Consider the following 24,172-nt stretch of genomic DNA (forward strand, 5'->3'; position numbering starts at 1 on the left):
AATAATCTAAGCTATTTTACGACAAAATCCATTCTAAAATCGTATTATTATCAAAATCAGTTTCTATTAAAATCATTCATCATGAAATATATCAAAAAAATAAGTTTTATTTTGCTGTTCTTATTCGCTTTTAGTTTTTATAATTGTTCCTCTTTCATTGATGATTGTAATTGTGGGAAAGTAACAGATACTCCTGTTGAGATTATCGATATTATTGATGCTCAACATACAGGAAAATCTTTTTATGGAACTGATGAAAATAATTCAATACCAAAAAATGACTATTATGGTTTTGATGTTAATTTTACAGCTAGAGAAGTAGCCTTTCAGCCAAATATTAACAAAAATAATTTTTCTCTTTTTTCTTCTGCTTATGCTTGTGATTGTGCAGCTTCCTCAGTTTATCTAAAAAATACGTATCCTTCAACTATCAAGATAAAAACACTTTTACCATTGAACGATACAATTCCAGCAGGAAATTTAATAAATAGACATGTTCGCTCTACTTTTTCTTTTCTTGATGTAGAAAGAACTCAAGTAGATAGTGCTAGTGTAACCTATAGTACTGGACATGAGTTAAATTTTTGACAAAAAAAGGACAGAAAGAGTTAATTTAGAAGTGTGAAAACCAAAAAACTCTATTCCGTCCTGCTGAACAAATATACAAAGGAATTTTCAGATATTCCTATCCATTATGTTCACGCTACTTTGTTGCTTATTAGCTGTATTCTGATAAAAGAAACTGTTAATCTAAACAAATTAAAAAATCAAGTAGGTATTTTTTTAAATTCTCCTACTGTTCAAATTGATTCTCATTATAAACGGCTTACTCGTTATTTTTTGGATGTCTATGTTCAAAAAACACTATGGAAGCTGATTCTAGTTTTTAGTATAGGCTCTTTTTTGAATAGAAAAGACATAAAAAAAGAAATTTTCTATCTAGCTATGGATGGTAGTGTTTGGCAATTAGGGGAATATACCTATCATGTTTTGGTCTTAAGTGTTATTTATAGAAAAATGGCTATTCCTATTTTTTGGATCAATTTAGAACGAAAAGGTAGTTCTACTGTTGCTCATCGTAAAAGTTTATTAGCATCGGCTTTATTGTTATATCCTTTTTTAAAAAGATTTACAATTTTAGCTGATAGAGAGTATAAAGGTAGAGTTTGGTTTAGGTATTTAGAAGAACAAGGATATACTTACATTATTCGTCTTTGTAAGGGAGATTATCAATTAGAAGTTAAAAAATACCACAGCTTACTTAAAAAAGCTAAATCAGGCAAACTAGTAAGCCAAGAATTTGAAACTGACTTTGCAAAAAAACTAAAAATAGTGATTTCTTATAATGCTCAAGCAGCAAAAGAAAGTGAAAAGTTTGTCATTTTATTAACCAACAAATATCGTTTAACAAAGGAGAAAATTAGTGCTATCTATTATCTCAGATGGAAAATAGAGTGTTTATTTAGACATTTGAAAACAAATGGATTTCATTTAGAGGAGTTAGGAATGGTAAACCCAAGAAAAATTCGTGTTCTAATGGCATTAGTAATTGCATCTTTTTTACTCTGTATCTTAGAAGGAGTAAAAACAAAACAAAGAGTAAAAAAAGACAATGAATCCTTTTACGAGTCTGTTTTTAGAATCGGATATGGAAAAGTAGTATTTTATGCTACTTCTATAGACAAAATATTAAAAATAATAACCCAATTAGTGCAAAAATCTAAAACTCAAAATACAACCTAAATTAACACATGTCCAGTACTGTAAGTGTAACCACTGTTAGATTTGAAAAAAATAATCCTTTTAATTTGAAATTTTGGTTTCCAAATGTAAATATTATTCAAAATGATTCTATCCAATTTGATATAGAAATAGAGTTGAATAACGGAGAAATACTAATTACACAAACTCCTATGATTTTATTAGAATAATTAAAATTACCTCCTATTCAGTTTTTTTTTAATAAAAAAAAATTACTTTGAACGCCACAAGCGCAAAAAATATACAAGTCCAATTATCAAAAAAGGAGTTGCAACAGAACAGAAAACAACCGTCCATAAATAAAGTCCCCAAAAAGAAAGTGTTTTGACATTTTCATTGTCCTCTATATCATAAATGATTTTTTCTTTTTCGCCAATATCATAAAGAGCAGGATTAGAAGCTACTTCACTTTTGAAAGTTCTTTTTTCTTTATTAGGAGTATAATATTCAAAAATAGGCGCAAAACTAGCTCCATTACCTTCCGAATGACGAACAAAGCCTATTACAGTTGCCGTAGTGTTAATACCAGTATTCAATAAATCTTTAGTTTTGTAATACTGATAGATTCCAACACCTAAAAAAACACAACCTAACAGTATAAAAAAACCATAAAGAAAGCGAAGCATAATTTTGTAATTTAGATTAGAAATACATGATTGATTTCTAATTTACTCTATTTGTGTTTAACCAACAAAATTACTCCAAAGATTCCTTCAAAATAACTCTATCATCAAATTCAAAACGTTCTCCATTTATTTCTTGATAGGTTTCATGTCCTTTTCCTGCTACCAAAATAATATCATCTTTCGCAGCCATACTACACGCTCTTTCAATGGCTTCTTTTCTCAGAGTTACCGTTTGGTATTTTGAAGGTTCTACTTCTTTTACACCTTCTAACATATCTTTTATGATTGTTTCTGGCTCTTCTGTTCGTGGATTATCTGATGTAAAAATAGACCAATCACTATAATTTGTGGCTATTTTTGCCATTTCTGGGCGTTTTGTTTTGTCTCTATTTCCACCACAACCTATTACTGTAATTAGATGTTGATGCGTTTTTTTGATTTCACTTATTGTCTTCAAAATATTTTCAAGTGCATCAGGTGTATGAGCATAATCCACAATCGCATGAACTCCCAATGAAGATGTATAACGCTGAAAACGACCATTTACCCCTTTTATATTTGATAATTCAGTCAAAATTTCATCCTCATCTTCTCCCAAAAGCATTGCCACACCATAAACAGCTAATAAATTATAGGCATTAAAATGACCAATTAGTTTTGTCCATGTTTCTTTTCCGTTTATTATTCCGTTGTGTTTTTCTTCTATTTGTAACTGCATTCCTTCAAAAGAGCTATCCATAATTCGGACTTTATAATCCGACATAGATTTCATCGAATAAGTAACATGTTTGGCTTTACAATTTTGAAGCATAACCAGTCCTCGTTTGTCGTCTTGATTGACTAGCGCAAAAGCAGTAGTGGAAAGCATATCAAAAAACCCTTTTTTGGCTCTGATATATTCTGCAAAAGTGCCATGATAATCCAAATGGTCATGTGAAATATTAGTAAAAACTGCCCCTTTAAAATGAAGCCCTTCAATGCGTTTTTGTACCACAGCATGCGAACTTACCTCCATAAAAACGTGCGTACAGCGTTTTTTGACCATTTCGGCAAGTAATTTATTGAGTTCTACTGGATTAGGGGTTGTGTGTGTAGAAGTATAAATTCGACTTTTTATTTTGTTATGAATTGTCGAAATAAGCCCTACATTATAACCTAATTTTTTGAATAACTTGTAAAGAATTGTTACGACTGTTGTTTTTCCATTTGTACCTGTAACACCTACTAATTGCAATTTTTTGGAAGGGTTTCCGTAAAAATTTCCTGCTAATATTCCTAATGCTTTTGCTGTATTTTCTACTTGAATATATGTGATTTCTTTCTCTAAATAAACAGGTAATTTTTCACAAACAATCGCTTTTGCTCCGTCTTGAATGGCTTGTTTTATAAATTGATGTCCGTCTGCAACTGTTCCTTTCAAGGCTACATAAATATCATTTTTTTCTATTTTACGAGAATCAAATTGAATTTGATTTATTGTTCCTTCTAAATCTCCTTGTATGGATTGTGTTTTTAATGTTTTGAGTAATTCAATTATTTTCATGACTGATTATTGTTTATTGGAAAGGTCTTTTTGTATTGTATGGCACGACTAACTTTCAAGTCTAAAATCTATTTAAAGCTAATTTGTTTTGATAAAAATTCATTAAAAACGTTATTTATAAATTGGTAGAATATACTCAAAATCGACAAAAAAAGCAATGCAATTTAATTAAAAATTGCATTGCTTTTCTGAAATGAAATAAAGAATTACACCTTTATATCAATGCAGGAAGTAAAATAAAAATAATTCCTAAAATAATTGCACCTACTCCAGCCGTTACGGTAGATACAAATAGCCCTACAACTCCCAAAATAATTAAAACTGTTCCTATTAATGTAAAAATACCTCCTAGAACAGTACCATCTTTAGATTCTTTGATAGAGCGTTTGTTCTTCTTAGCATTTCTTCTTTCTAGTTTTTTGAGCTTTTTGGTAATCAATTTTGTAGCCAAACGCTCCTTAAAGTTCATGTTTGATTTATTGGCTTCTAGTTTTTCGATAAGCTCTTTTGAAGTTATTTTTGCTTTTGTTTCTTTAGTTGTTGTTTTAGCTTCTGTTTTACTTTTTTCAGAAAATAAAAGATTAGAGTTGCTTTCAGCAGGAATAAATGCGAAAGCAGAAAAATTAATTAAAAGAGTAAATAATACGATAGAAAAAAATTTCATATTATAATAGGATTAAAAGGTAAAAAAATAATTACTAAATAATACTAAAAAAAGCAATACAACTTAATTAAAAATTGCACTGCTTTTTTTTATTAAAATTCAAATTACAGAAGTGATGGCAATAAGTAGAATAAAAGACCAACCAAAATAAGCCCAAGTCCGTATCCAAAAGAACCTCCTAATGAAGCTACAATACCAATAACACCTACTACGATGAAGATAATACCAATTATTTTAAGAAGAGTAGCAAATCCACTATCGATTTTTGTTTCTTTAGAATCTTTGATTTGCTTTTTCTCAGCTTTTTTAAGTTTTTTGATAAGAAGTTTATTAGCAATACGTTCTTTAAAACTCATATCTTTTTTGTTAGCTTCATAATTAGCTTCCATCTTTTCTTTGAGTTCTTTTGCTGTAACAGTTTTAGTTTCTGCTTTAGCTTCTGATTCTGATTTATTTTCTGACTCAGTTTTTGGTTTTTCAGAAGTTATGTTTTTTTCTGACTCAGAAGTATTTTCAGCAGGAAAAGAAGGCATAAAAGCAAACGAAGAAAATCCGAATACTAAAAGAACGAGGGTTAAAAAGGTAGTTTTCATAAAATAAATTAGGGGTTAAATTGAAAAAAATATAAGCACAATTAAAAAAACTAAAGCAAATAAAGTATAAATTCAGTCAATAAAGGAAACTCAAAAGCAAAAAATAAAGCTAAGAGTAATCCAATAAAAATCCAAATTATAATTTTGGTACTATTTGACATCTGTTTTGATGAAGAAGCCAACAAAAAAGCAAGCAAAGCCACACAAGAAAATAAAACACCAGTTATTATACCTCCTGTAACAAAAGTCATAACTGCTACAAGAATACTAGCCCAACTAATAAGTCCAGCCGTATGCTGACCATTCCATCCTTTAGATTGTTTTTTTTGTTTGGTTTTATGACGATGTTTTTTAGCTGCCTTGCTTTTTAGAACTAGCTTTAAGATAGAAAGTTTTTTTCGAAACGAAATTTTTCTTTTTTTAGTCTTCGATTTTGTACTTTTAGATTCAAAAATAGCTCTTTTACTTGATTTCTCTGTATTTTGAAAAACTTTTTTGGTTCTTCCGACAATTTAGCGATAATTTCTTAATTTAGCCTTTCTATGGATACTAACACAATAGCAATTTTATTAGGTTTTTCAGATTTTTCAGTAACGAAAATAGAATCTTCTCCACTTCGCTTAACTATTTATGGAGAAAGTAATTTAGCCGATTCTATTTGTCCTAATTGCTTGAAAAAGTGCAATAAAGTGACTTCTACTTCAGAACGTATTGTTCGTGACCGAAATATTTTAGACAAAGAGGTTTATTTACACTTAACTTCTCGTCAATTTCATTGTCAAGATTGTACTCGTTACTTTCAAGAAGTTTTTAGTTTTGTTTCTAAGCAAAAAAATCAAACTCATCGTTTGGAAAAATATCTTTATTTATGTTTGAAAGATAGCAGTTTCAAAGAAGTAGCTATCCGAGAAAACATACTTTGGGATGTTTTAGATGGTATTTTTAAAACCTATAGTAAACGTGAGATAAAAAAACACCTAGATTATTTTCCTCGACGTTTAGGTATTGATGAATTTGCTTACAAAAAAGGAAAAAAGGAATATGCTGTTGTTTTAGTAGATTTAGATACAGGTCAAGTTTGGGATATTTTAGAATACCGTAATAAAGAGTATTTAAAAGCCTATTTTTTATCCAAAGGCGAAGTTTTTTGTACTAGTATAGAAGTATTTTCTTGTGATATGTGGGAGGGATTTTCAAATACAGCAAAAGAAGTATTTCCTAACGCTGATGTAGTAATAGATCGCTTTCATTTTTTTCAGCATTGTAATAAAGTGCTAGATAGCATTCGTAAAGAATTACGACGAAAAGATGATAAAAACGTTCATTTCAAGCAAATAAAATGGCTTTTATACAAGGCATGGAAAGACCTTACTTATAAAGAAAGACGAGTTTTACTTAAAGCGTTTAGGTTTAGCTCAACGCTTAGACAGGTGTATTTTATGAAAGTGGAATTACAAAATATATTTAATACTGATTTGAGTAAACAAGAAGCTAAAAAACTACTAGACCAATGGATAGAAGAAGCTCAAAAAATAAATCATAAGGCTCTAAATAGATTTATAAATACGTTTAATTCTTGGAAAAATGATATTATTAATTTCTTCAAAGATAGATATTCTAACGGAATAGTAGAGGGAATTAATAATAAAATTAAGACCCTCAAAAGGAGTGGGTATGGGTTTAGAAACTTTCAAAATTTTAGATTGAGAATGATAGTCAAATTCATATAATCGCTAAAAAGTCGGAAGAGCCACTTTTTTTGTGTCAGAAGTTTTGAGTTCATACTTTTTAGTTTCTGTCCCTAGCTCAAAAGAAGGAGTTAAAGCATTTGTATTTTGAATAATCGCAATGAAAAAAAATAGAAAAATAAATATTTTTTTTGAATCAATCGTTAGGTAATAATTTGGCATACAAAATTAAGTTTAGTTTTTGGGTAGATACAAAAAGGATTCTATACGTTGCATCTTGAAAAATACTTTTCTCACACTAAAGCGTAAGCTAAAGAAGCACAGAATACTAAAAAAATGACTAACTTTCCAAAACCATTTCCACAAAAAAAGTTATTACCTTATTACAACTATTGCAAAAAGAAACTCTATAAGTTAAGTTTGTAATATAGAAAGAATTTGAACTTTAAACCCTTAGGGTTTTGAAAGCCCTAAGGGTTTCGATACCGTAGAAAGTAACGATAAAATATGAAAATAAATAAAAAACACTTTTTTTCTCTACTCATTTTATTTTTCTTAATTGGAAATTTTACGTTTTGTAATTTTTCTAGTTTTGCACAAGATGATAAACTGCCCACCATTACAGGCTCTTTTTCGAAAGACAGTTTGAAGGTTGGCAAACACATTCCTTTCAAAGTAATTTTTACTCATAATTATAATAAAGAGGTCGTTTTTGCTGATTCTAATTACAATTTTGAGCCTTTTGAGTGGGTCAGAACAGATGCTTTTCCTACACAAACTACTTCAGATGGAATTGCTACTGATAGTGCTATTTATTGGCTACGCACTTTTGAATTAGACACCATTCAGACACTAAAACTTCCTGTATTTGTTCTTGACCAGAAGACTGGGGATACACTCAAATATTTTACAGAAGTTTCGACAAAAGAAACCGAATTTGTTCTCTCAAAAGCCAATTTACAGAACATGATTCAAAAAGATAGTATTACTTTTTATCAAAATACTACTTTTTTAGAGATTCCAAGATTTACGAATTATCCTTTATATGCTCTGATTGTCGTTATTTTAGTAGTCATCGTAATTTTATTCTTTGTATTTTTTGGAGAAAGTATCCGAAGAGGATATCGTTTGAAACGCCTACAACGCCAACATGAAAAGTTTATACAAGAATATGCTAGTCAGTTACGACAAATTGAAAATCCAGAAGCAACTGACCACACACTAGGAATGTGGAAAGCCTATATCGAAAAGCTCAAAAACGAACCTTTTACGACTTATACTTCAAGTGAAATTTCTCGCTTGACTAAAAATGAATCATTAGGACAAAACCTTAAAGTAATTGATAGAGCGATTTATGGTGGACAAATAGACAATAATACAGAACTTGCCTTGCAAAATCTAAAAAATTATGCCATCAATATTTTTGAAAAACGTTTGGCAGAGTTGCAAGTAACCTCAGAAGATGAATTTACTCAAAAACATAATTCTCCTGTTGCAAAACAAGTCAAAAAAAGAAATCAAAAATTAAATCAAAAAAGAAATAATAAAGAAAATGTTTGATAAATCAAGTTTTGAATGGTTAGATTTTAAATGGTTTACACTCGAAACACTTCAAAGTTTTGATTGGCAAAGTCCATTTTGGTTATATGCACTTATTGGAATTCCATTTTTATTTTTATTAAAATGGCTTATTTTTGTGCGTTTTCGTCAGAAATTAGAAGTGGCTTTTCCAGACCAAAACCTAAAATCAGATTTTTGGACAATCTTACGACATGTTCCAAAAATATTTTTTGGTTTGTTTTTAGTTTTTATTTTGATTGCACTTGCTCGTCCTCAAAAAACATCAGAACAACCTCCTGAACGCTACACAGAAGGAATTGATATTATGCTTGTGATGGATATTTCGGAATCTATGCAGATTGAGGATTTCAAACCTAATCGTTTAGAAGCTGCCAAAATGGTCGCTAATAATTTTATAAAAGGACGGTTGCAAGACCGAATCGGAATAGTTGTTTTTGCTGGCGATGCTTTTAGTCTTGCTCCACTCACGACAGATTACGAACTTTTGTATGGTTATTTGGAGGAAATAGACTTCAGAATGATACAAACAGGTGGAACAGCCATTGGAAGTGCCATCGGAGTAGGAACAAACCGAATGCGAGAAAATGAGAAAATTAAATCAAAAGTAATGATACTTTTGACAGATGGAGAAAGCAATGCAGGAAGTCTTGACCCAATCACAGCAGCAAAATTAGCATATAGTTATGGCATCAAAATTTATACGATTGGAGTCGGAAAAAAAGGAAAAGTTCCTTACAGAAATCGTTTTGGACAAGTTCAGTATATCGATAATACACTTGATGAAACAGGTCTGCGTCAGATTGCAGAAATTAGTGAAGGGAAGTTTTTTAGAGCTACCAGTAATAAATCCTTAGGCGAAATTTTTTCTAGTATTGATAAATTAGAACGTTCCGAAATCAAAGAAAATAAGTTTACACTGACTAGAGATTATTATGAAATTTATTTGACATGGGCATTTGTGTTTTTGATGATTTGGTTGGGATTGAAAAATACATTTTTGGTTAGTGCTTTGGAGGATTAAATTTTATATTCTATGACAAATCTAAAGTTACCCATTTTTTTGCTTTTTGTGATTTTCATTATTGCAACATCTTGTTCTAAACTCATAAACGAAAATATCACGCTCATTTGTTCTTATCAAATGTATGCCTGTGGAGATTGTCGCCCTCAATTTTTAGTCCAAGATATTAAAACTAACAATCAAATTATTAAAAAAAACCTTCTCAATCAAGATATTTATGTTGCATATGAAGAAGGTAAAAAAGATATATTAGAAGGAATAAAAAAATGTATGATATGCTATACTTTCACAGTTACAGGAAGGCTAGAAAAAAAAGATGATGATTATATTTTACTTGCTAAAGATATAGAGAGAAACTTTCATAGTAATTGTTGTAATAAATAGTTTTCATTTAACATCATAAAAAACACCTCATTCTATTCAAAAAAATTGAATAAAATAAGGTGTTTTTTTAATGGTATTTGTGTAGGGACAATGCATGCATTGTCCCTACTACAATGAAAATAATAACTTTACTTTTTATTCTTCAATAAAACAGCCTGCATTACTTTTTCATCTGTACTGAATTCATACTTTTTACGTAATTCTGTAATCCATTCTTTTTCTAAAAACTGCTGATAATCAGAAATGACTACACCACGAGTTTCTTCTAATTTTTTCACCCTCGCAGGTTCAACTTCCTCAACAATTACATAATACATTCTACCATTTTCTTCAACAGTATAATCTCCTTTTTTGAAATCCACTTTCGATAAAACTGGTTGTGCTTGTTTTTCAAAAAGTCCATTTGTGATTTCCAAACGAAGGGCATTTTCTTTATTAAAGCGTTTTTCCAAGACTTTATAATCTGTTGTAAAGATTTTGATTTGAATAATTGCCTTTGCTACTTTTGCATTTCCTATCTTTTGAGCTACAAAACGAACATTCTCAATTCCTTCTGTTTTGAAAAATGCACGTATAGCATCCACTCTATTATTCATCATATCGTTTGTTTCTCCGATACCTTTTGCAGCTTCTATGGTAAATACATACGAAGGATTTGTTTTGGCAGCAAGCGCAAACGGTGCTAGTTTTTTAGTTTGTTCATCTGATAGTTTTACATTTCTTCTATCAAACTCTAGCTGTAAAGGTTGAAAATTATCTACTGCATAATAACCTAATTTCAAACTATCTTTCAACATAGAAAGCGTTTTTTGGTCGGCTGCATTGTAGATGGTAACTTTTGCACGATCTTGCCAACGATAGTTTTCTTTGTTATTCTCATAAAAACCCATCACCCCTTCTTGGTCGGCTAGAGCTTTTGCCCAAACTTTTTGTTCCATTATCTTGAAAAGCAAAATTCCATCATAATATTCTTGTAATAAGAAACGGTATTCAGGATATTTTTTTGATAACAATGATTTTTCATTATCAATAATTTTTTGAGCTACAAAATTTTGATATTCTTCTCTCAAAAATGGTAATGCTTTTTCAGGAGCAGGAAGTTTATTATTTTCTTCCAAATAAACAGCAAAATCATCTAAAGTATAGTTTTTTACTCCAACAGTAAATAAATTTTTATCCTTCACTAATTTTGGGTTTTGCATTTCAAAACGGCTTACCGTCCACATATTTGCCTTTTGAATCATCGAATCGGCTGCCATTTGTGTCAAAAACTCATCTGCTTTTTTATTTTGAGAAAAACCATTTTCAGATTTCAATTTATCAATCAAAACAGCTTGTTGAATCTCTGCACGAGAATCTTTCGCTATTTTTTGTTGAAGAATTGGCTGCAAATCTTCAAAAGGTTCGATAGCATCTTTTTCTATCAAACGAACAATATGCCACCCAAAAGCAGATTTGAAAGGCTTTGTAATTTCTCCTTTTTTGATAGTAGATATTTTTTCTTCAAATGGTGGAACAAGTGTTCCTGAAGTAAACTCTGGGTTTCCGTTGTTGGTAAGCTGCCCACCACGCTCTCTTGAGCGATAATCTTCCGAAAACTGTTTTGCTAGATTTTCGAATAGTTCTTTTTGTTTTGCCTCATCAGTTGTTTTCTCTAGTTGCGTATAAATTTCTTGAATTTTGCGATAGGCTTTCAATGTATCTTCTGCAATCATTCCATCCGACGAACGAATCATAATATGAGCCAACTGAACTTTTCCTAAAGATGGTTTTTTATCTGTTACTTTCAAGATATGATACCCAAAACGAGTACGAACAATCTCCGAAATTTTGCCCTCTGGCGTATTGTAAGCTGCCGTTTCGAAAGGATAAACCATTTGAAGAGAAGAAAAATAATACAAATCGCCTCCATTTATTTTGCCTGAAGGGTCATCAGAATAAGTTTTTGCTAATTCTGCAAAATTTTCTCCAGCCACAGCCTTTTTTCTAACATCTTGAATTTTTTTGTAAGCAGCCAAAGTATCTTCTGGGTTAGCATATTGCTCTACCATTATCAAAATATGAGATGCACGTACCGACTCATTGAGACGAGAATAGGCTTCTTTTACCAATTTTTGACTTACATTTTTTGGCGTAAGATACGGTTCTGCAAGCTGGTTTTTATAGATTTCAAACTCCTTTTTGAAAGCCTGTGAAGTATCCATTCCCAACTCTTTTGCTTCTTCTACTTTGAGTTTGAAATTAATATACAAATCTAAGTATTCTTGAATTTTTTCTCTATTCCAAAGGCTATCTTCGGCTGTGGAATTATTTTTTTGATAGAGATATTCAAATTCATCTGCCGAAACGATTTGGTCATCTATTTTTAGAAGTGTTGGCGATTGAGGGTAATTTATTTTATTAGAAACTGTTTTTGGCGAACAAGCAATAAAAAATAGCAGTGCAAAAACAGAAAATAATGTAGAAATTTTAGTTAATAACGTATTCATTTTCTTTTATTTTGTGTAAAAATTTGACGGTGCAAAAGTACAAATCTTTTTGCATTGTTTGAATTGAATCTTAAAAATTATATCTGAATAAATTTTAAGATTCTTATTATTACCAAAGAATAATTCACAATGAAAGTATTTAATTTCTACTATGAAAATTCATAAAAAGTGATTATATTTATGAATTAGCAAGTATCATTCTAGTTCATCTAGCATTAATAACCAAAAGTATTTTATGTTTTAAACTTTTACATGAATTGAACAGCATCTCAAACACAAAAGGTTATATACTTGGAGGTTTTTTATTTGGACTTCTTTTTCCTTTCTTTTCTTGGATTCTTGATGGGTTATTTTTCAATGGAATGACTTTAGGTTGGGATATGGTAGTTCGTCTTCACATCAATAATCCTATACATTTTGTAATAGATTCTGCTCCTTTTATTTTGGCAAGTTCTTTTGGTACAATTGGCTATTATGTTGATAGATTAGAAGAAAATAGTTTGTTACATCATAGTAATATTGATAAATACAACAAAGAAAATAAAGCGATTGTAAAACGAATGCGAATTGCAAATACTGTTTTTCCAATGATAATTACCTTATTATTGGTAATAGGTTTTTTATTATTACATGACTTTTCGTCCAAAGAACAAGATAATGTACATCTAATTAAAACTGGAACGAATCAGCGCATAATTAGCCAAAAAATGCTCTATCATGCCAGTAAAATTCCTGTTACGGAAGCAGATGAAAAAACAAAACACAAAAAATCTCTACGTCTTACAATAAAAAACTTAAAAGAAGGACACCAAAACCTTACCCAACAAGCTAATATATTAGGTAGTGAAAAACATCAAGCTATAGTTCTTCAAAACTTATTTGATTCTTTAGAAAAAAGTTATCAAAATGTAGTTACAGAAGGCAATAGGCTTTTAATACCTTTTCCAATTAAGAACACTGATTCTTTAAACCTTAAAAATCATACGGCAAAAACGATAAGAGAATTAGAAATAAATCAAGAAGAGTTTTCTAGCCTTATGGAATCTCTACTTGTCATCTATGAAAATGAAAGTAAAGTGAAGGCAAAGCGACTAAAGACTATACCATTTGTAATAGTTATTGTGCTTATCATATTTATAATTAGTTTGGCAATTTTTGGACTCAAACCAACCATAGATAGAGTAAAACAAGCCTTTTTTGATGTAGAAGAAGCCAATGCTAAGTTTTTAGAGAAAAATAAAAACTTAACTACCTCTCAAAAAGAAATAGAACAAAAACAAAATTTGCTCTCCCAAGCCGAAAAAATGGCGAAAATGGGTAGTTTTATTTGGAACTTAAAAACAAATACAGTCCAACATTCAGATAATCTACCTTATATATATAGACTGGAAGAAGGACAAATAGTTACTCCAAAGGTATTTCAAGATATTTTGCATCCTGATGACTTTAAGATTACTCAGAAGCAAATTTTTGAGGCTACATCTATGCAGAAAAAAGAGGTTTTGACACAATACAGAGCAAGACCTCCCTACCTTGCTGATATGGTAGAATGGAAATGCTACCGTGCTTTTTCGATACTTGACTACGATGAAAAAGGGGAAGCGTATCAAGTTATTGGTACAGCACAAGATATTACAGAAGAAATAAAACAAAAACAACGCATAAACTCTCTTTTTGAAAATGCAGAAAAAAACAAGGAGCGTTTGGAAGAAGCACAAAAGCTCGCTAAAATAGCAAGTTATGATATAATATCAGGAAATATAAATTGGTCTGATAATTTTGCGAGTATTTTTTATATAGATAGACAAGAAATTCCTAATTCTTTAGCTGATTTTAGACAATGGATAGAACCCCAAGATTTAGAAAGAGTAAAACAAAAATGGGCAGAAGCCGTAGAATCAAACAATAAATTTAATGAAATATATAGAATTAATACTTCTACAAAAGGATTGCTTTACATAAAAGAAAAAGGCTACCCATATTTTGATAAAGAGGGAAGTTTAATAGGACAACGTGGAACGTTGCAAGATGTTACTAATTCTGAAATAGCTAGAATTAATATTGAACAAAAGTCAAAGCAAATTAAAAAGCAGCATGATAATTTTGTATCAAGTGTTAATTATGCTCAACGTATTCAATCTGCCTTACTAGGAGGTACAAATGAAATACAAAATATTTTTCCAAATTCTTTCATCTTCTTTGTGCCAAAGGATATTGTTTCTGGAGATTTTTATTGGTCAGCAGAAGTAGACAATCGTAAAATTGTTGTGGTAGCTGACTGTACAGGACATGGAGTTCCAGGAGCTTTTATGTCTTTATTAGGTACTATGCTTTTGAATGAAATCATCGAACACCGTAAAATAACTACACCAAGTCATATTTTAGAAGAATTACAAAAAGAAATTACAGATATTTTAAAACAAAAAACAACAAAAAATAAAGATGGAATGGATATTTCTGTCGCTGTTGTAGATGAAGATATACGAGTTTTAGAGTTTGCAGGTGCAAGAAATCCCCTTGTTTATATACATAAAAAACAACAAGAAAATGATGAAGCAAACATGACAGTAATCAAGGGAGATACAATATCAATAGGAGGAAGAAACAAAAAAGTAGAACATAATAAATATACCAATCACGTCATTAATTTGGATGATGTAGAAGCATTTTTCTTGTATTCTGATGGTTATCAAGACCAATTTGGAGGAGAGAATGGAGCTAAGTTTATGTCAAAACGTTTCAGAAATCTTTTATACAAAACATATTCCAAAGAGTCTATGTCGCATCAACGAAGAGCATTAAAGACAAACTTGAGAGATTGGATGGGAAGAAGTGAAAAACAAATTGATGATATTTGTGTCGTTGGAATCAAAATATAAAATCAAAAAAAACGAATTTCATTTTATTGAAATTCGCTTTTTTATATATCAATATTTCAAAATATTACTTCTTAAAATTCAGAACAGTATCTTCAATAATCTGACAACATTCTACTAATTGTTCTTCTGTCATGACAAGTGGTGGCGCAAAACGAATAATATTTCCGTGTGTAGGTTTTGCCAAAAGTCCATTTTCTTTCAATGCAACACACAAATCCCAAGCTGTTGAGCTTTCAGGTGTATCATTTATTACTACTGCATTCAAAAGACCTTTTCCACGAACAAGATTTACTAATTCTGATTTATTTGCCAATTCAGTCATTTTCTGACGGAAAACTTTACCTAATTCTTCTGCTCGTTCTGAAAGATTTTCATTTTTTACAACTTCCAAAGCTGCCATTGCTACCTCACACGCCAAAGGATTTCCACCAAAAGTAGAACCATGTTCCCCTGGTTTGATGGTAAGCATAATTTCATGACTAGACAAAACTGCCGAAACTGGAAAAACTCCACCCGAAAGAGCTTTACCCAAAATCAAAATATCAGGTTGAAAACCTTCATGGTCACAACAAACTAACTTTCCAGTTCTTGCAATTCCTGTCTGAACTTCATCAGCAATAAAAAGTACATTTTTAGACTTACAAAGTTCATACGCCTTTTTCAAATATCCTTCATCGGGAACAACTACACCAGCTTCTCCCTGTATTGGCTCAACCATAAAACCAGCTACATTTGGGTCTTCTAATGCTTTTTCCAATGCTGCCAAATCATTATACTTTACAATTTCAAATCCTGGTAAGTAAGGACCATAATCACTGTATGCACTTGGGTCTGTCGAAGAAGAAACTGCTGCAAGTGTTCTTCCCCAAAAATTATTTTCTGCAAAAAGTATCTTTGCTTTATTTTCTTCTATTCCTTTTACTTTGTATGCCCATTTACGACACAATTTGATTGCCGTTTCTCCACCTTCTACTCCTGTATTCATTGGCAAAACTCTATCATAACCGAAAAATTCAGTCATAAATTTCTCATAATTCCCCAATACATTATTGTAAAAAGCACGAGAAGTAAGGGTAAGTTTTTGAGCTTGTGCAACAAGAGCTTTTATGATATGTGGATGACAATGTCCTTGATTAACAGCACTATAAGCTGAAAGAAAATCATAATATTTTTTTCCGTCTGTATCCCAAACGTGAACACCTTCGCCTTTTTCCAAAACTACTGGCAGTGGATGGTAATTGTGCGCTCCGTAATTATCTTCTAAATCGATAAATTTTTGTTGAGAAGCTGATACGTTGTGTGTTTCTGTAAGCATATTTTTGATTGTTTATGGTTTCTTTTTTATTTTGTTACTTGATTAAGCCTAAAATTACTCAAAAGTTTTCAGATACAAAACTTAATTCAGATTGATTATTTTACAAAAAAAATTAAACTTAAAAAGCATTTCCTTTTTTCGATACCTTTTTGCATATTATTTGCGTAAGTATAATTAAGAATAGACAAATACACTTTTTTGATAGACGAATACCAAATTTTATTCGTTAAAATAAAGAACCAGATACAATAATTCTGAATAAATACCAGCTTAAATTTTACTTCTATGCCTAATTTTTCCTTTACGTCAACAACAATATTTACTTTTTTACTTTTATTTCTCTGTCAAACTTCAAGTTTTGCACAGTATGACACACATTATCTCAAAAGTGGAAATCAAGCATTGATACAAAAAAATTATGTACAAGCAGAAACCGATTACACAACTTCCTTAAAGCACAACAGCAGAAATATGGAGGCATATCTTCAAAGAGGAATCGCAAGATGGCACTTAGGAAAATATAAAGATGCTATTTCAGACTTGGACAGAACAATTTTATTCAATTATAAATTAGCTGAAGCAAATCTATGGAAAGGGAAAAGTTATTATTCAATGGATTCTTATAAAGAAGCGATTAGTTATTTTGATAAAGCCTTAGAATTAAATACCGATAAAAATTCTCAGATTAATTCAGAAATCTATGAATATAAAGGCTTTGCCTATCAAAAAATGAATAATTCAGATAAAACAGTAGAGAATTTTAGATTAGCTTTAGGAGAAGGAAGTACAAAATCAGCAGAGATAAATTACGAACTAGCTACAATTAATTATTTGAATAAAAATTACGAAGAAAGTCTAAAAAATCTCCAAAAAGCAAGACAATTAGGACATCCAAACCGTGTAGAAATTGCAAAGAAGATAGTTGTTTTGGATAAACTTATTGCAGAAGAAAAGAAAGCAAATGAAGCAAAAGACGTAAAATTTCATTTTCAAAACCCAAGTAACCTTACAGCAACTGTTTCAAATTCTTTTTTTGATTTGGAGGTTTGTTTGGAATCTGAATTGATGGTAAATGAAGTAAAAGTTTTTGTAAATAATAAAGAACAAGACCCAATTAGAGGACTTACTGTAACACCAAGTACGACATGTGCCATCACAGTAAAACGCAAAATTCCTTTACAAAATGGCTCAAATGAAATCCGTTTGGAAGCAACAACAGCACAAGGAACTTTTTATTCAGATAAAGCAAACGTTACTTTTACTTCGCCAAGTCGAACAGAAAATGCTATTGCTTCGATGCCAAAAGTTTGGGCAGTTGTGGTAGGTGTGGCAAGTTATACAGCAATGCCAACGCTGCGTTATTCAGATGATGATGCGTATCAAATGTATGCCTTTTTGAAAAGTCCAGAGGGTGGCGCACTTTCTGACAATCAAATAACACTTTTAGTGGACGAAAATGCAACAAAATCACAGATTATAAATTCCTTAAATCAAAAATTTAGTGCAGCTTCTGAAAACGATTTAGTTATTTTTTATTATGCTGGACACGGCTTAGAAGGTAGTTTTATCCCTTATGATTACAATGGAACAGAAAGCACAAAACTTTTGCACAAAGACGTTCAAGATATTTTTACAAGCTGCAAAGCAAAGAATAAATTATTTATTGCAGATGCGTGTCATTCGGGAAGTAGCAGCGAAAATTTACGTGGAAATGTAAAAGCAACAATGGATAAATATTATCAAGCTCTTGCCAAAACTTCTGGAGGAACGGCACTTATGATGTCGTCAAAAGCAGAAGAAACTTCATTAGAAAATAAGACCATTCGCCAAGGTGTTTTTAGTTATTATTTGATTCGTGGTTTAAAAGGAGAAGCAGATTTTAATGCTGATAATATTGTTTCGGTAAGAGAACTTTTTGATTACGTACAAACACAAACTCGCCAGTACACAAACTACCGTCAGAATCCAGAATTATACGGACTTTTTGATCCAAATATGCCGATTGGAGCTGTTAGGAAATAAAAATCAATTACGAATTACGAAAAACTCAAGCATTTTTGTTTGAGTTTTTTTGTGTTTGTGAACCGTCGTTGACGGTTGGAATGTAGTTTAAATAATTATTGCTCAATAATCAATGTTGTTTCATGATTATCGTTAGGATTCATTTTTGTTACTTTTATATAGTAAATTCCTGCTTTCCGACTTTTAAACATAAATCTTTCCTCCCCACTTTTAAACTCAAATTCAAAATTTTGAAGGTTATATGGGGTTTCAGCCTCCAAAATTTCTACTTTTATTGCTTCCCCACCACCTTTAATTTTAAAAAAGTAGGTTGTATCCTCAGCAAATTCTTTTGTGATTTTATTTCCTTCTTTATTAATTTGATGTGAGGAAATTAGTATAACCTTTGAGTTTTTTGTTATTGAATCTGAATGCAATTTACAACTTCCAAAAAAGCTAATTATTGCAATAAATAAGATTACTTGTTTCAATTTCATAATGATTTATTTTAAGTTTGTACTATCAGAACGATTGTGGTACACATTGATTATGGCTACACTATCTTTATGATTTATAGGATTTATGATTGTCAAATAATAAATTCCTGTACTTTTGTTTTTAAAATCAAACTCTTTTTCATTGGTACTTGGAGTATATTCCATAATCAACTCTCTTCTACTATTGTAAAAAAGAAAAGCTGCAATTCCTTTTTCAAAAGTATATTTATAGGTAACTCCTTTATAAAAAACACAAGTATATTGAGGATTTTCACTGTATGAACGATACCATTTATGAGCTACATGATATTTTTTCGCAAATGTGTACTCTTCTTTATCATCAATTTGATTTTCTATATTTTGAGAAGCCACAACCAAAAGAGAAGATTTATTGACATGTTTTCCTTCTAATTTCAAATTATACTTCCCTGTATTCTTACAGTCAAAAATGATAGTTTTAGTACGATAAGAAGAATTTCCGTAGGCAATTTTATTTATTGCTATAACTTCTGATTGAGAATCAAGTAAAATCATATCAAAATAACGTTTAGAAAAATATTGAAATTTATACTTTTTTCCTTCCTGCAAACTCAATTCTAAAGTAGATTTTTTATTGATTTTGTAGATATTTTCTATTTCATAATCAGCTTGAATACTATTTTTAATTAACTCATTCTGTTTTTCCTCTTCTAAAACAATTTTGTAGGGTTTGCAACTTCCTAAAAAGGAAGTAATTAGAATAAAAAGGACTAAAATTTTGAGTTTCATAGGTATAGGTTTTATAAAACAGAATTGAATAAACTTAAAAGTATAAAAAAAACTCACTCATTTTAAGAAACAAGTGAGTTTTTGAGAAATAATTTTGAAGAATAAATTATTTACGCCAAGGAATAAGTAATTTTTCTATTTCTGGTAAAAGATTCACATCGGCTGTACACATTTCTTCTGCACCACCATAAAATTTTTGAAAAAACACCTCAACTGTTCTGCGATATTGATCACCTTCGCCTGCCCAAAGTCTATATAACCCTGGTACAACAGCTCTAGGAACATACCCCATATCTTTCAAAATAGTCTGTGTAACAGTATGCATCCCAGCACACCAGCCATACGCCATCTCAACACCTGAATCTTCAAATAACTTGTCGGCTGCATTCAAGATTTCAGTTCCCAAACCAGCAGCTTGATAGTCTTTATTAGTTGCGATAACTAATAATTCGCCTCTACGCAACATTTTCCACATCGTAATTATTAAAGCTGAGGCTATTTTTTTAGTCGCTACCTCTTCTATTACAATCAAAAAATTATTTCCTTTATTAAAAGCATCGCCTTCTCCTACAAAAGGAGCAAAACCACTAGGTGTAAAAAGTAATTCAAAATCACAGCCTTTTAGTGCTGGAAAACCAGTTTTGTAGGCTTCTGATGCTCCTTCTAAGTCAGCTTCTGTGGCTTCACGAACAATAAAATTGCCGTCTAAAATTGTTTTTGATTCTAGCTTTGCCCAGTCTATTGGTTCACAACCTTGGCGTACTTGTACATCCTCAGGCATATCTAACCAAAGGCTATTCATAGATTTACGATTATTCATGTCGTCATTAAAAATTTAAAGTGATAGAATATTTTAGTAATAGAAAGTTTATGAGATAAGCCACTCTGTTGCTTTATCAACATCATCAAAGAATCGAACAGCAAAACCTCCAGAAGTTTCTTCTTCCATAAGTTGTTCCATGGCTACTTGAGAAAATATATCTGGAGATTCTACCATGGCAGCCTGTTCTACTCCCAACTCAATACATTTAGGAAATATATTTTGAGCATGCCATTCTTGTAACTCAGGAACAATAATATATTTCATTTCTTGATTGTTTACCAATGCCTTTTTAGGTCTATATTTTTTAAAAAATTCAAGATAAGTGAACATTTCTTTTTTAAATGTCTCTGTTGTAAAATCCTCACTAGCTGGTTTAAAAATATGTGAGAAGATAGAGTGTTCTTTATCATAGTCAAAAGTAGAATAGTCGCTTTCGTAAATAATCATAACTAAACAGAAATTTAAGTGAAAAAATTATAAAATCAATCTAAATATAATACAAATTATGAAATAAAGCTTTGACTTTCTATATTTTTCACAAATAATTTACAACTTTCAAAAACTCATAGCCAAAGAAGTTCCCAAAAACTGATTTGTAGAAACTAAATCATTATTTTTTACAAAAAAATTGTCTTGACTATTCAAATTGCGATATTCTACACGCCAAAGCAGATTTTTAGTAACATTATAATCAAAGTTGATAGAAAAACCTGTCATTTGAAAGCCATTTTGAGTTGTTTTTGGAATAATAACTCCTTCTTTATCATTGTAATGTTCTATTCGTGTAGCTAAAGAAATTTTTTCATTAAAATTATATTTTGCTATCAAAATCGGCGAATACCACGTATTATATTCTGAACTTCCTTTCTCTTTTTGCTCTACTCCAACATCAAATCCTGCAATAACTCCAAACTTGTCAGAAAAATCAATTTGTGTATAAAAATTATGAAAATAACGCATCTTTTTCTCTGCCGTTGGATAATCATTTCCTATAAAAGAGCTACTATTAAACAAAACTTTCTCAGTTGGAGTAAAGGTAATTTGATGCCCAAAAGCAAGGGTTTGATTTCCTTCTACTCGCTGAATGCGCTGCCAACCGTTGAGTAAAAGTCCAGACAAAAACCATTTTTCATTATCCGAAGTATAAGAGATTTTGATTCCACTTTCATAATACGGCGAATTTTCAGCCAAAATACTACGTGTCATATTCCAACAACCTTTTCCAACAGCACTTTCAAAACCAATATGCGAACTAAAAATACCTGCATCAATCCACAGGTTTTTAGTTTTTGAAAGTTTTACTCCTGCGTATGCTTCATAAATATTTCTCAAAACACCTTCTTCGGCTGCTAGATTTATATTTGAGTATGTTCCTGCCATAAGTGCAAGTCTTGCACGAACTTTTTCGGTTTCATAATCAGCTTGAATCAATCCTAAATTTAAAGCCAGTTCGTTATGACGATGATAAGCATAAAAAAAGGCTGGACGAATATGACTTTCAGGTTCATTAAAATCATAAATATAATACGTTTCTAAATATGCACTAAATTTGACTTTTGATAGTGGTTTATCCAAATTTTCTACCTTTGTAGTGTCATTTTGAGCAAAAACAGTAAATGAAAATGAGAGAAATAGAAAAAATAAAATAAATTGTCGCATCTTTTTTTGATTTTTGGGGTTGTATAGGAAAATTACGGATTACGGATTACGGATTACGGAATTATAAGCAATCTGATTCAAAAATAGTCCATAGTTAAAGAAAATAGTAGATTTTTATAAAAGAAACAACTAAAAAACCTCTCTGACGGTTTCATTTGAACCTCAACGACGGTTGAAAAACACATTATGCAAAACAATTATTATTTCATTCGTGCGCTTTCTTTGGAACTTTCAAAGCAGATTATCGGATTAGAAATTGCGACTATTTTTTCGCAAAATAAAGATGAATTATTGATAGGATTAATTGATAATAACAATCCAGAAACAGAATTTTGGATTCGTGCTACCTTTACCCCCGAACTAACAACACTTTCTTTTCCTCAAACTTTTGCACGAGCAAAACGAAATAGCATCGACCTTTTTGATTCTATTATCGGAACAAAAATCACAAGTATTCGTCAGTTTAATAATGAACGAGCTTTTGGGATAGAACTAAAAAATGATAAAAACGAAGATTTTACTTTGTTATTCAAATTATTTGGCAACCGTTCAAACATTATTTTATTTTCTCAAGATGAGAATTCAAAAAGTGAAAATTCAGAACAAGAAATTGAAGCTATTTTTCAACATAAGCTACAAGCCGATTGGGAAATTATTTATGAAGATTTGGATAGAAGTATAGAACAGGAAAAAGAAGATTTTATAGAAAATGGAATCAAGAAAACCTTTCCTACTTTTGGAAAAGATGTTTTGACGTATTTGAAAAGCAAGGTAGGCAATAAAGTAGAAAATGCAGAAGACAGAGAAAATTATTGGAACGAAATCGAAAAATTAATTACTTATTTTGATGAGATAGAAAAGCTAGACTTTTATGTTTTCTTGAAAAAGAATGAAGTAAAATTATCTATTCTTAATCCAAAAGAGTTTATTAAAGATGCTGAAATTCTACACAAAACAGACAATGCCATTGAAGCATGTAATTTGTTTTACATGGAATTTTCAAGGCGTTATTATTTAGGCAAAGAAAAAAATGCAGCACTTAAAGCCATAGAAAAACGTCATCGCCAAACTCAAAACTATATAGACAAGACACTCAAAAAGATAGAAAAAGTAGAAAATACGATGCGTTACGAAGAATTTGGACATATTTTGATGGCAAATCTTCACGCTGTAGAACCTCGCTCAAAATCAGTAGAGCTTTTTGATTTTTATACCAACAAGCAAATCACAATTCCATTAAAAGACCATTTATCAGCACAAAAAAATGCAGAGCTTTTTTATAGAAAAGGAAAAAATCAAAAACTAGAAATTGATAATTTGTATCAAAATTTAGATAAAAAAGAAGAGCAATTACGCCTTTTTGAAAGGCAGTTGGAGGAGATAAATAATTTTGAATCGCTCAAAGAAATGCGAAAGTTTTTGAAGGATAATAAAATTAAGGTAACCAATTTACAAGAAAACGAACCCGATGAATTACCTTTTAAAGTTTTTGAATATCAAGATTTTCAGATTTTGGTAGGAAAAAATTCTAAAAACAACGACTTACTTACTCAAAAATATGCTTACAAAGAAGATTTATGGCTTCATGCTCGTGGCGTAGCAGGTTCGCATGTCGTGATAAAATATAGAGCAGGAAAACCATTTCCAAAATCGGTCATCGAAAAAGCAGCCAGTTTAGCAGCCTATTATTCCAAGCGAAAAACGGATTCGCTTTGTCCTGTCATCGTAACACCTAAAAAATATGTCAGAAAACCAAAAGGAGCAGCACTTGGCGCAGTTGTCGTGGAAAGAGAAGATGTGGTAATGGTTGAACCGAAAGGATTTGAGTAATTTTTTTTGTGGTTTATATGCCGTTCTTTAATAAAATTTAAGCACAATCT

The 24,172-nt window shown here is 30.8% G+C and carries 23 protein-coding genes; 10 read left to right on the top strand and 13 right to left on the bottom strand.

Annotated features, from left to right (window positions below):
- Nucleotides 1-81 precede the first annotated feature (81 nt).
- The 3 genes from ACE193_RS07405 to ACE193_RS07415 are packed head-to-tail and all read left to right on the top strand — an operon-like array spanning nucleotide 82 to nucleotide 1,931.
- Nucleotides 82-588 (top strand): hypothetical protein, encoded by a 507-nt coding sequence (locus tag ACE193_RS07405; protein WP_375562367.1) that lies wholly within the window; start codon nucleotides 82-84, stop codon nucleotides 586-588.
- Between the two features lie 33 nt (nucleotides 589-621).
- Nucleotides 622-1,743 (top strand): transposase, encoded by a 1,122-nt coding sequence (locus ACE193_RS07410; protein ID WP_375559008.1) that lies wholly within the window; start codon nucleotides 622-624, stop codon nucleotides 1,741-1,743.
- An 8-nt stretch (nucleotides 1,744-1,751) separates the two neighbouring features.
- Nucleotides 1,752-1,931: a hypothetical protein gene (locus ACE193_RS07415; protein WP_375562368.1), complete on the top strand. Its 180-nt coding sequence runs from the start codon at nucleotides 1,752-1,754 to the stop codon at nucleotides 1,929-1,931.
- A 42-nt stretch (nucleotides 1,932-1,973) separates the two neighbouring features.
- Here ACE193_RS07415 and ACE193_RS07420 read toward each other — a convergent pair whose 3' ends face one another.
- The 5 genes from ACE193_RS07420 to ACE193_RS07440 all read right to left on the bottom strand — a co-directional run bounded on the left by ACE193_RS07420 (nucleotide 1,974) and on the right by ACE193_RS07440 (nucleotide 5,438).
- Entirely contained in the window at nucleotides 1,974-2,387 is a 414-nt protein-coding gene (locus ACE193_RS07420) for a DUF3592 domain-containing protein (protein WP_375562369.1), read from the bottom strand.
- 70 nt (nucleotides 2,388-2,457) lie between these two features.
- Nucleotides 2,458-3,930, bottom strand: coding sequence for a UDP-N-acetylmuramoyl-L-alanyl-D-glutamate--2,6-diaminopimelate ligase (locus tag ACE193_RS07425; protein WP_375562370.1), 1,473 nt, complete (start codon nucleotides 3,928-3,930; stop codon nucleotides 2,458-2,460).
- A gap of 214 nt (nucleotides 3,931-4,144) precedes the next feature.
- A complete protein-coding gene (locus ACE193_RS07430; RefSeq protein ID WP_375562371.1) occupies nucleotides 4,145-4,594 on the bottom strand; it encodes a hypothetical protein in 450 nt (149 codons plus the stop codon).
- A gap of 104 nt (nucleotides 4,595-4,698) precedes the next feature.
- Nucleotides 4,699-5,187: a hypothetical protein gene (locus tag ACE193_RS07435; protein WP_375562372.1), complete on the bottom strand. Its 489-nt coding sequence runs from the start codon at nucleotides 5,185-5,187 to the stop codon at nucleotides 4,699-4,701.
- 50 nt (nucleotides 5,188-5,237) lie between these two features.
- Complete coding sequence (locus ACE193_RS07440; RefSeq protein ID WP_375562373.1) at nucleotides 5,238-5,438, bottom strand: hypothetical protein; 201 nt, start codon at nucleotides 5,436-5,438, stop codon at nucleotides 5,238-5,240.
- Between the two features lie 291 nt (nucleotides 5,439-5,729).
- Between ACE193_RS07440 and ACE193_RS07445 the strand changes: the two genes are divergently transcribed.
- On the top strand, nucleotides 5,730-6,917 hold the full coding sequence (locus tag ACE193_RS07445; protein ID WP_375558606.1) for an ISL3 family transposase: 1,188 nt from the start codon (nucleotides 5,730-5,732) through the stop codon (nucleotides 6,915-6,917).
- Nucleotides 6,918-6,920: 3 nt separating this feature from the next.
- Here ACE193_RS07445 and ACE193_RS07450 read toward each other — a convergent pair whose 3' ends face one another.
- Nucleotides 6,921-7,097 carry a hypothetical protein gene (locus ACE193_RS07450; protein WP_375562374.1) on the bottom strand — a complete coding sequence of 59 codons (177 nt, stop codon included), beginning with the start codon at nucleotides 7,095-7,097 and terminating at the stop codon, nucleotides 6,921-6,923.
- A 285-nt stretch (nucleotides 7,098-7,382) separates the two neighbouring features.
- Here ACE193_RS07450 and ACE193_RS07455 point away from each other — a divergent pair, with 285 nt between their 5' ends.
- Genes ACE193_RS07455 through ACE193_RS07465 form a run of 3 tightly spaced genes read left to right on the top strand, consistent with a single transcriptional unit; the run spans nucleotide 7,383 to nucleotide 9,861 of the window.
- Entirely contained in the window at nucleotides 7,383-8,435 is a 1,053-nt protein-coding gene (locus tag ACE193_RS07455; RefSeq protein ID WP_375562375.1) for a hypothetical protein, read from the top strand.
- Nucleotides 8,428-9,477, top strand: coding sequence for a VWA domain-containing protein (locus tag ACE193_RS07460; RefSeq protein WP_375562376.1), 1,050 nt, complete (start codon nucleotides 8,428-8,430; stop codon nucleotides 9,475-9,477). The genes ACE193_RS07455 and ACE193_RS07460 overlap by 8 nt, the downstream gene beginning before the upstream one ends.
- 12 nt (nucleotides 9,478-9,489) lie before the next feature.
- Complete coding sequence (locus tag ACE193_RS07465) at nucleotides 9,490-9,861, top strand: hypothetical protein (protein ID WP_375562377.1); 372 nt, start codon at nucleotides 9,490-9,492, stop codon at nucleotides 9,859-9,861.
- A gap of 128 nt (nucleotides 9,862-9,989) precedes the next feature.
- On the opposite strand, the gene ACE193_RS07470 is transcribed toward ACE193_RS07465, so the two are convergent.
- Nucleotides 9,990-12,350 (bottom strand): peptidylprolyl isomerase, encoded by a 2,361-nt coding sequence (locus ACE193_RS07470; protein ID WP_375562378.1) that lies wholly within the window; start codon nucleotides 12,348-12,350, stop codon nucleotides 9,990-9,992.
- A 257-nt stretch (nucleotides 12,351-12,607) separates the two neighbouring features.
- Here ACE193_RS07470 and ACE193_RS07475 point away from each other — a divergent pair, with 257 nt between their 5' ends.
- Nucleotides 12,608-15,229: a SpoIIE family protein phosphatase gene (locus ACE193_RS07475; protein WP_375562379.1), complete on the top strand. Its 2,622-nt coding sequence runs from the start codon at nucleotides 12,608-12,610 to the stop codon at nucleotides 15,227-15,229.
- Between the two features lie 64 nt (nucleotides 15,230-15,293).
- On the opposite strand, the gene rocD is transcribed toward ACE193_RS07475, so the two are convergent.
- Nucleotides 15,294-16,544: an ornithine--oxo-acid transaminase gene (gene rocD, locus ACE193_RS07480; RefSeq protein WP_375562380.1), complete on the bottom strand. Its 1,251-nt coding sequence runs from the start codon at nucleotides 16,542-16,544 to the stop codon at nucleotides 15,294-15,296.
- Between the two features lie 285 nt (nucleotides 16,545-16,829).
- On the opposite strand from rocD, the gene ACE193_RS07485 reads away from it, so the two are divergent.
- The gene (locus ACE193_RS07485) at nucleotides 16,830-18,566 is read left to right on the top strand and encodes a caspase family protein (RefSeq protein ID WP_375562381.1); all 1,737 of its coding nucleotides are present in this window, start codon (nucleotides 16,830-16,832) and stop codon (nucleotides 18,564-18,566) included.
- A gap of 95 nt (nucleotides 18,567-18,661) precedes the next feature.
- Here the strand turns inward: ACE193_RS07485 and ACE193_RS07490 are convergent, their stop codons facing one another.
- The 5 genes from ACE193_RS07490 to ACE193_RS07510 all read right to left on the bottom strand — a co-directional run bounded on the left by ACE193_RS07490 (nucleotide 18,662) and on the right by ACE193_RS07510 (nucleotide 22,292).
- Entirely contained in the window at nucleotides 18,662-19,042 is a 381-nt protein-coding gene (locus tag ACE193_RS07490; protein WP_375562382.1) for a hypothetical protein, read from the bottom strand.
- Nucleotides 19,043-19,048: 6 nt separating this feature from the next.
- Nucleotides 19,049-19,810 (bottom strand): hypothetical protein, encoded by a 762-nt coding sequence (locus tag ACE193_RS07495; RefSeq protein ID WP_375562383.1) that lies wholly within the window; start codon nucleotides 19,808-19,810, stop codon nucleotides 19,049-19,051.
- Nucleotides 19,811-19,916: 106 nt separating this feature from the next.
- Entirely contained in the window at nucleotides 19,917-20,630 is a 714-nt protein-coding gene (locus ACE193_RS07500; RefSeq protein WP_375562384.1) for a hypothetical protein, read from the bottom strand.
- A 48-nt stretch (nucleotides 20,631-20,678) separates the two neighbouring features.
- Nucleotides 20,679-21,080 (bottom strand): hypothetical protein, encoded by a 402-nt coding sequence (locus tag ACE193_RS07505; RefSeq protein WP_375562385.1) that lies wholly within the window; start codon nucleotides 21,078-21,080, stop codon nucleotides 20,679-20,681.
- Nucleotides 21,081-21,188: 108 nt separating this feature from the next.
- Complete coding sequence (locus tag ACE193_RS07510) at nucleotides 21,189-22,292, bottom strand: porin (RefSeq protein ID WP_375562386.1); 1,104 nt, start codon at nucleotides 22,290-22,292, stop codon at nucleotides 21,189-21,191.
- A gap of 186 nt (nucleotides 22,293-22,478) precedes the next feature.
- Between ACE193_RS07510 and ACE193_RS07515 the strand changes: the two genes are divergently transcribed.
- Nucleotides 22,479-24,122: an NFACT RNA binding domain-containing protein gene (locus tag ACE193_RS07515; RefSeq protein WP_375562387.1), complete on the top strand. Its 1,644-nt coding sequence runs from the start codon at nucleotides 22,479-22,481 to the stop codon at nucleotides 24,120-24,122.
- Nucleotides 24,123-24,172 lie beyond the last annotated feature (50 nt).

Source organism: Bernardetia aquimarina (assembly GCF_042180575.1).
Taxonomy (GTDB): domain Bacteria; phylum Bacteroidota; class Bacteroidia; order Cytophagales; family Bernardetiaceae; genus Bernardetia.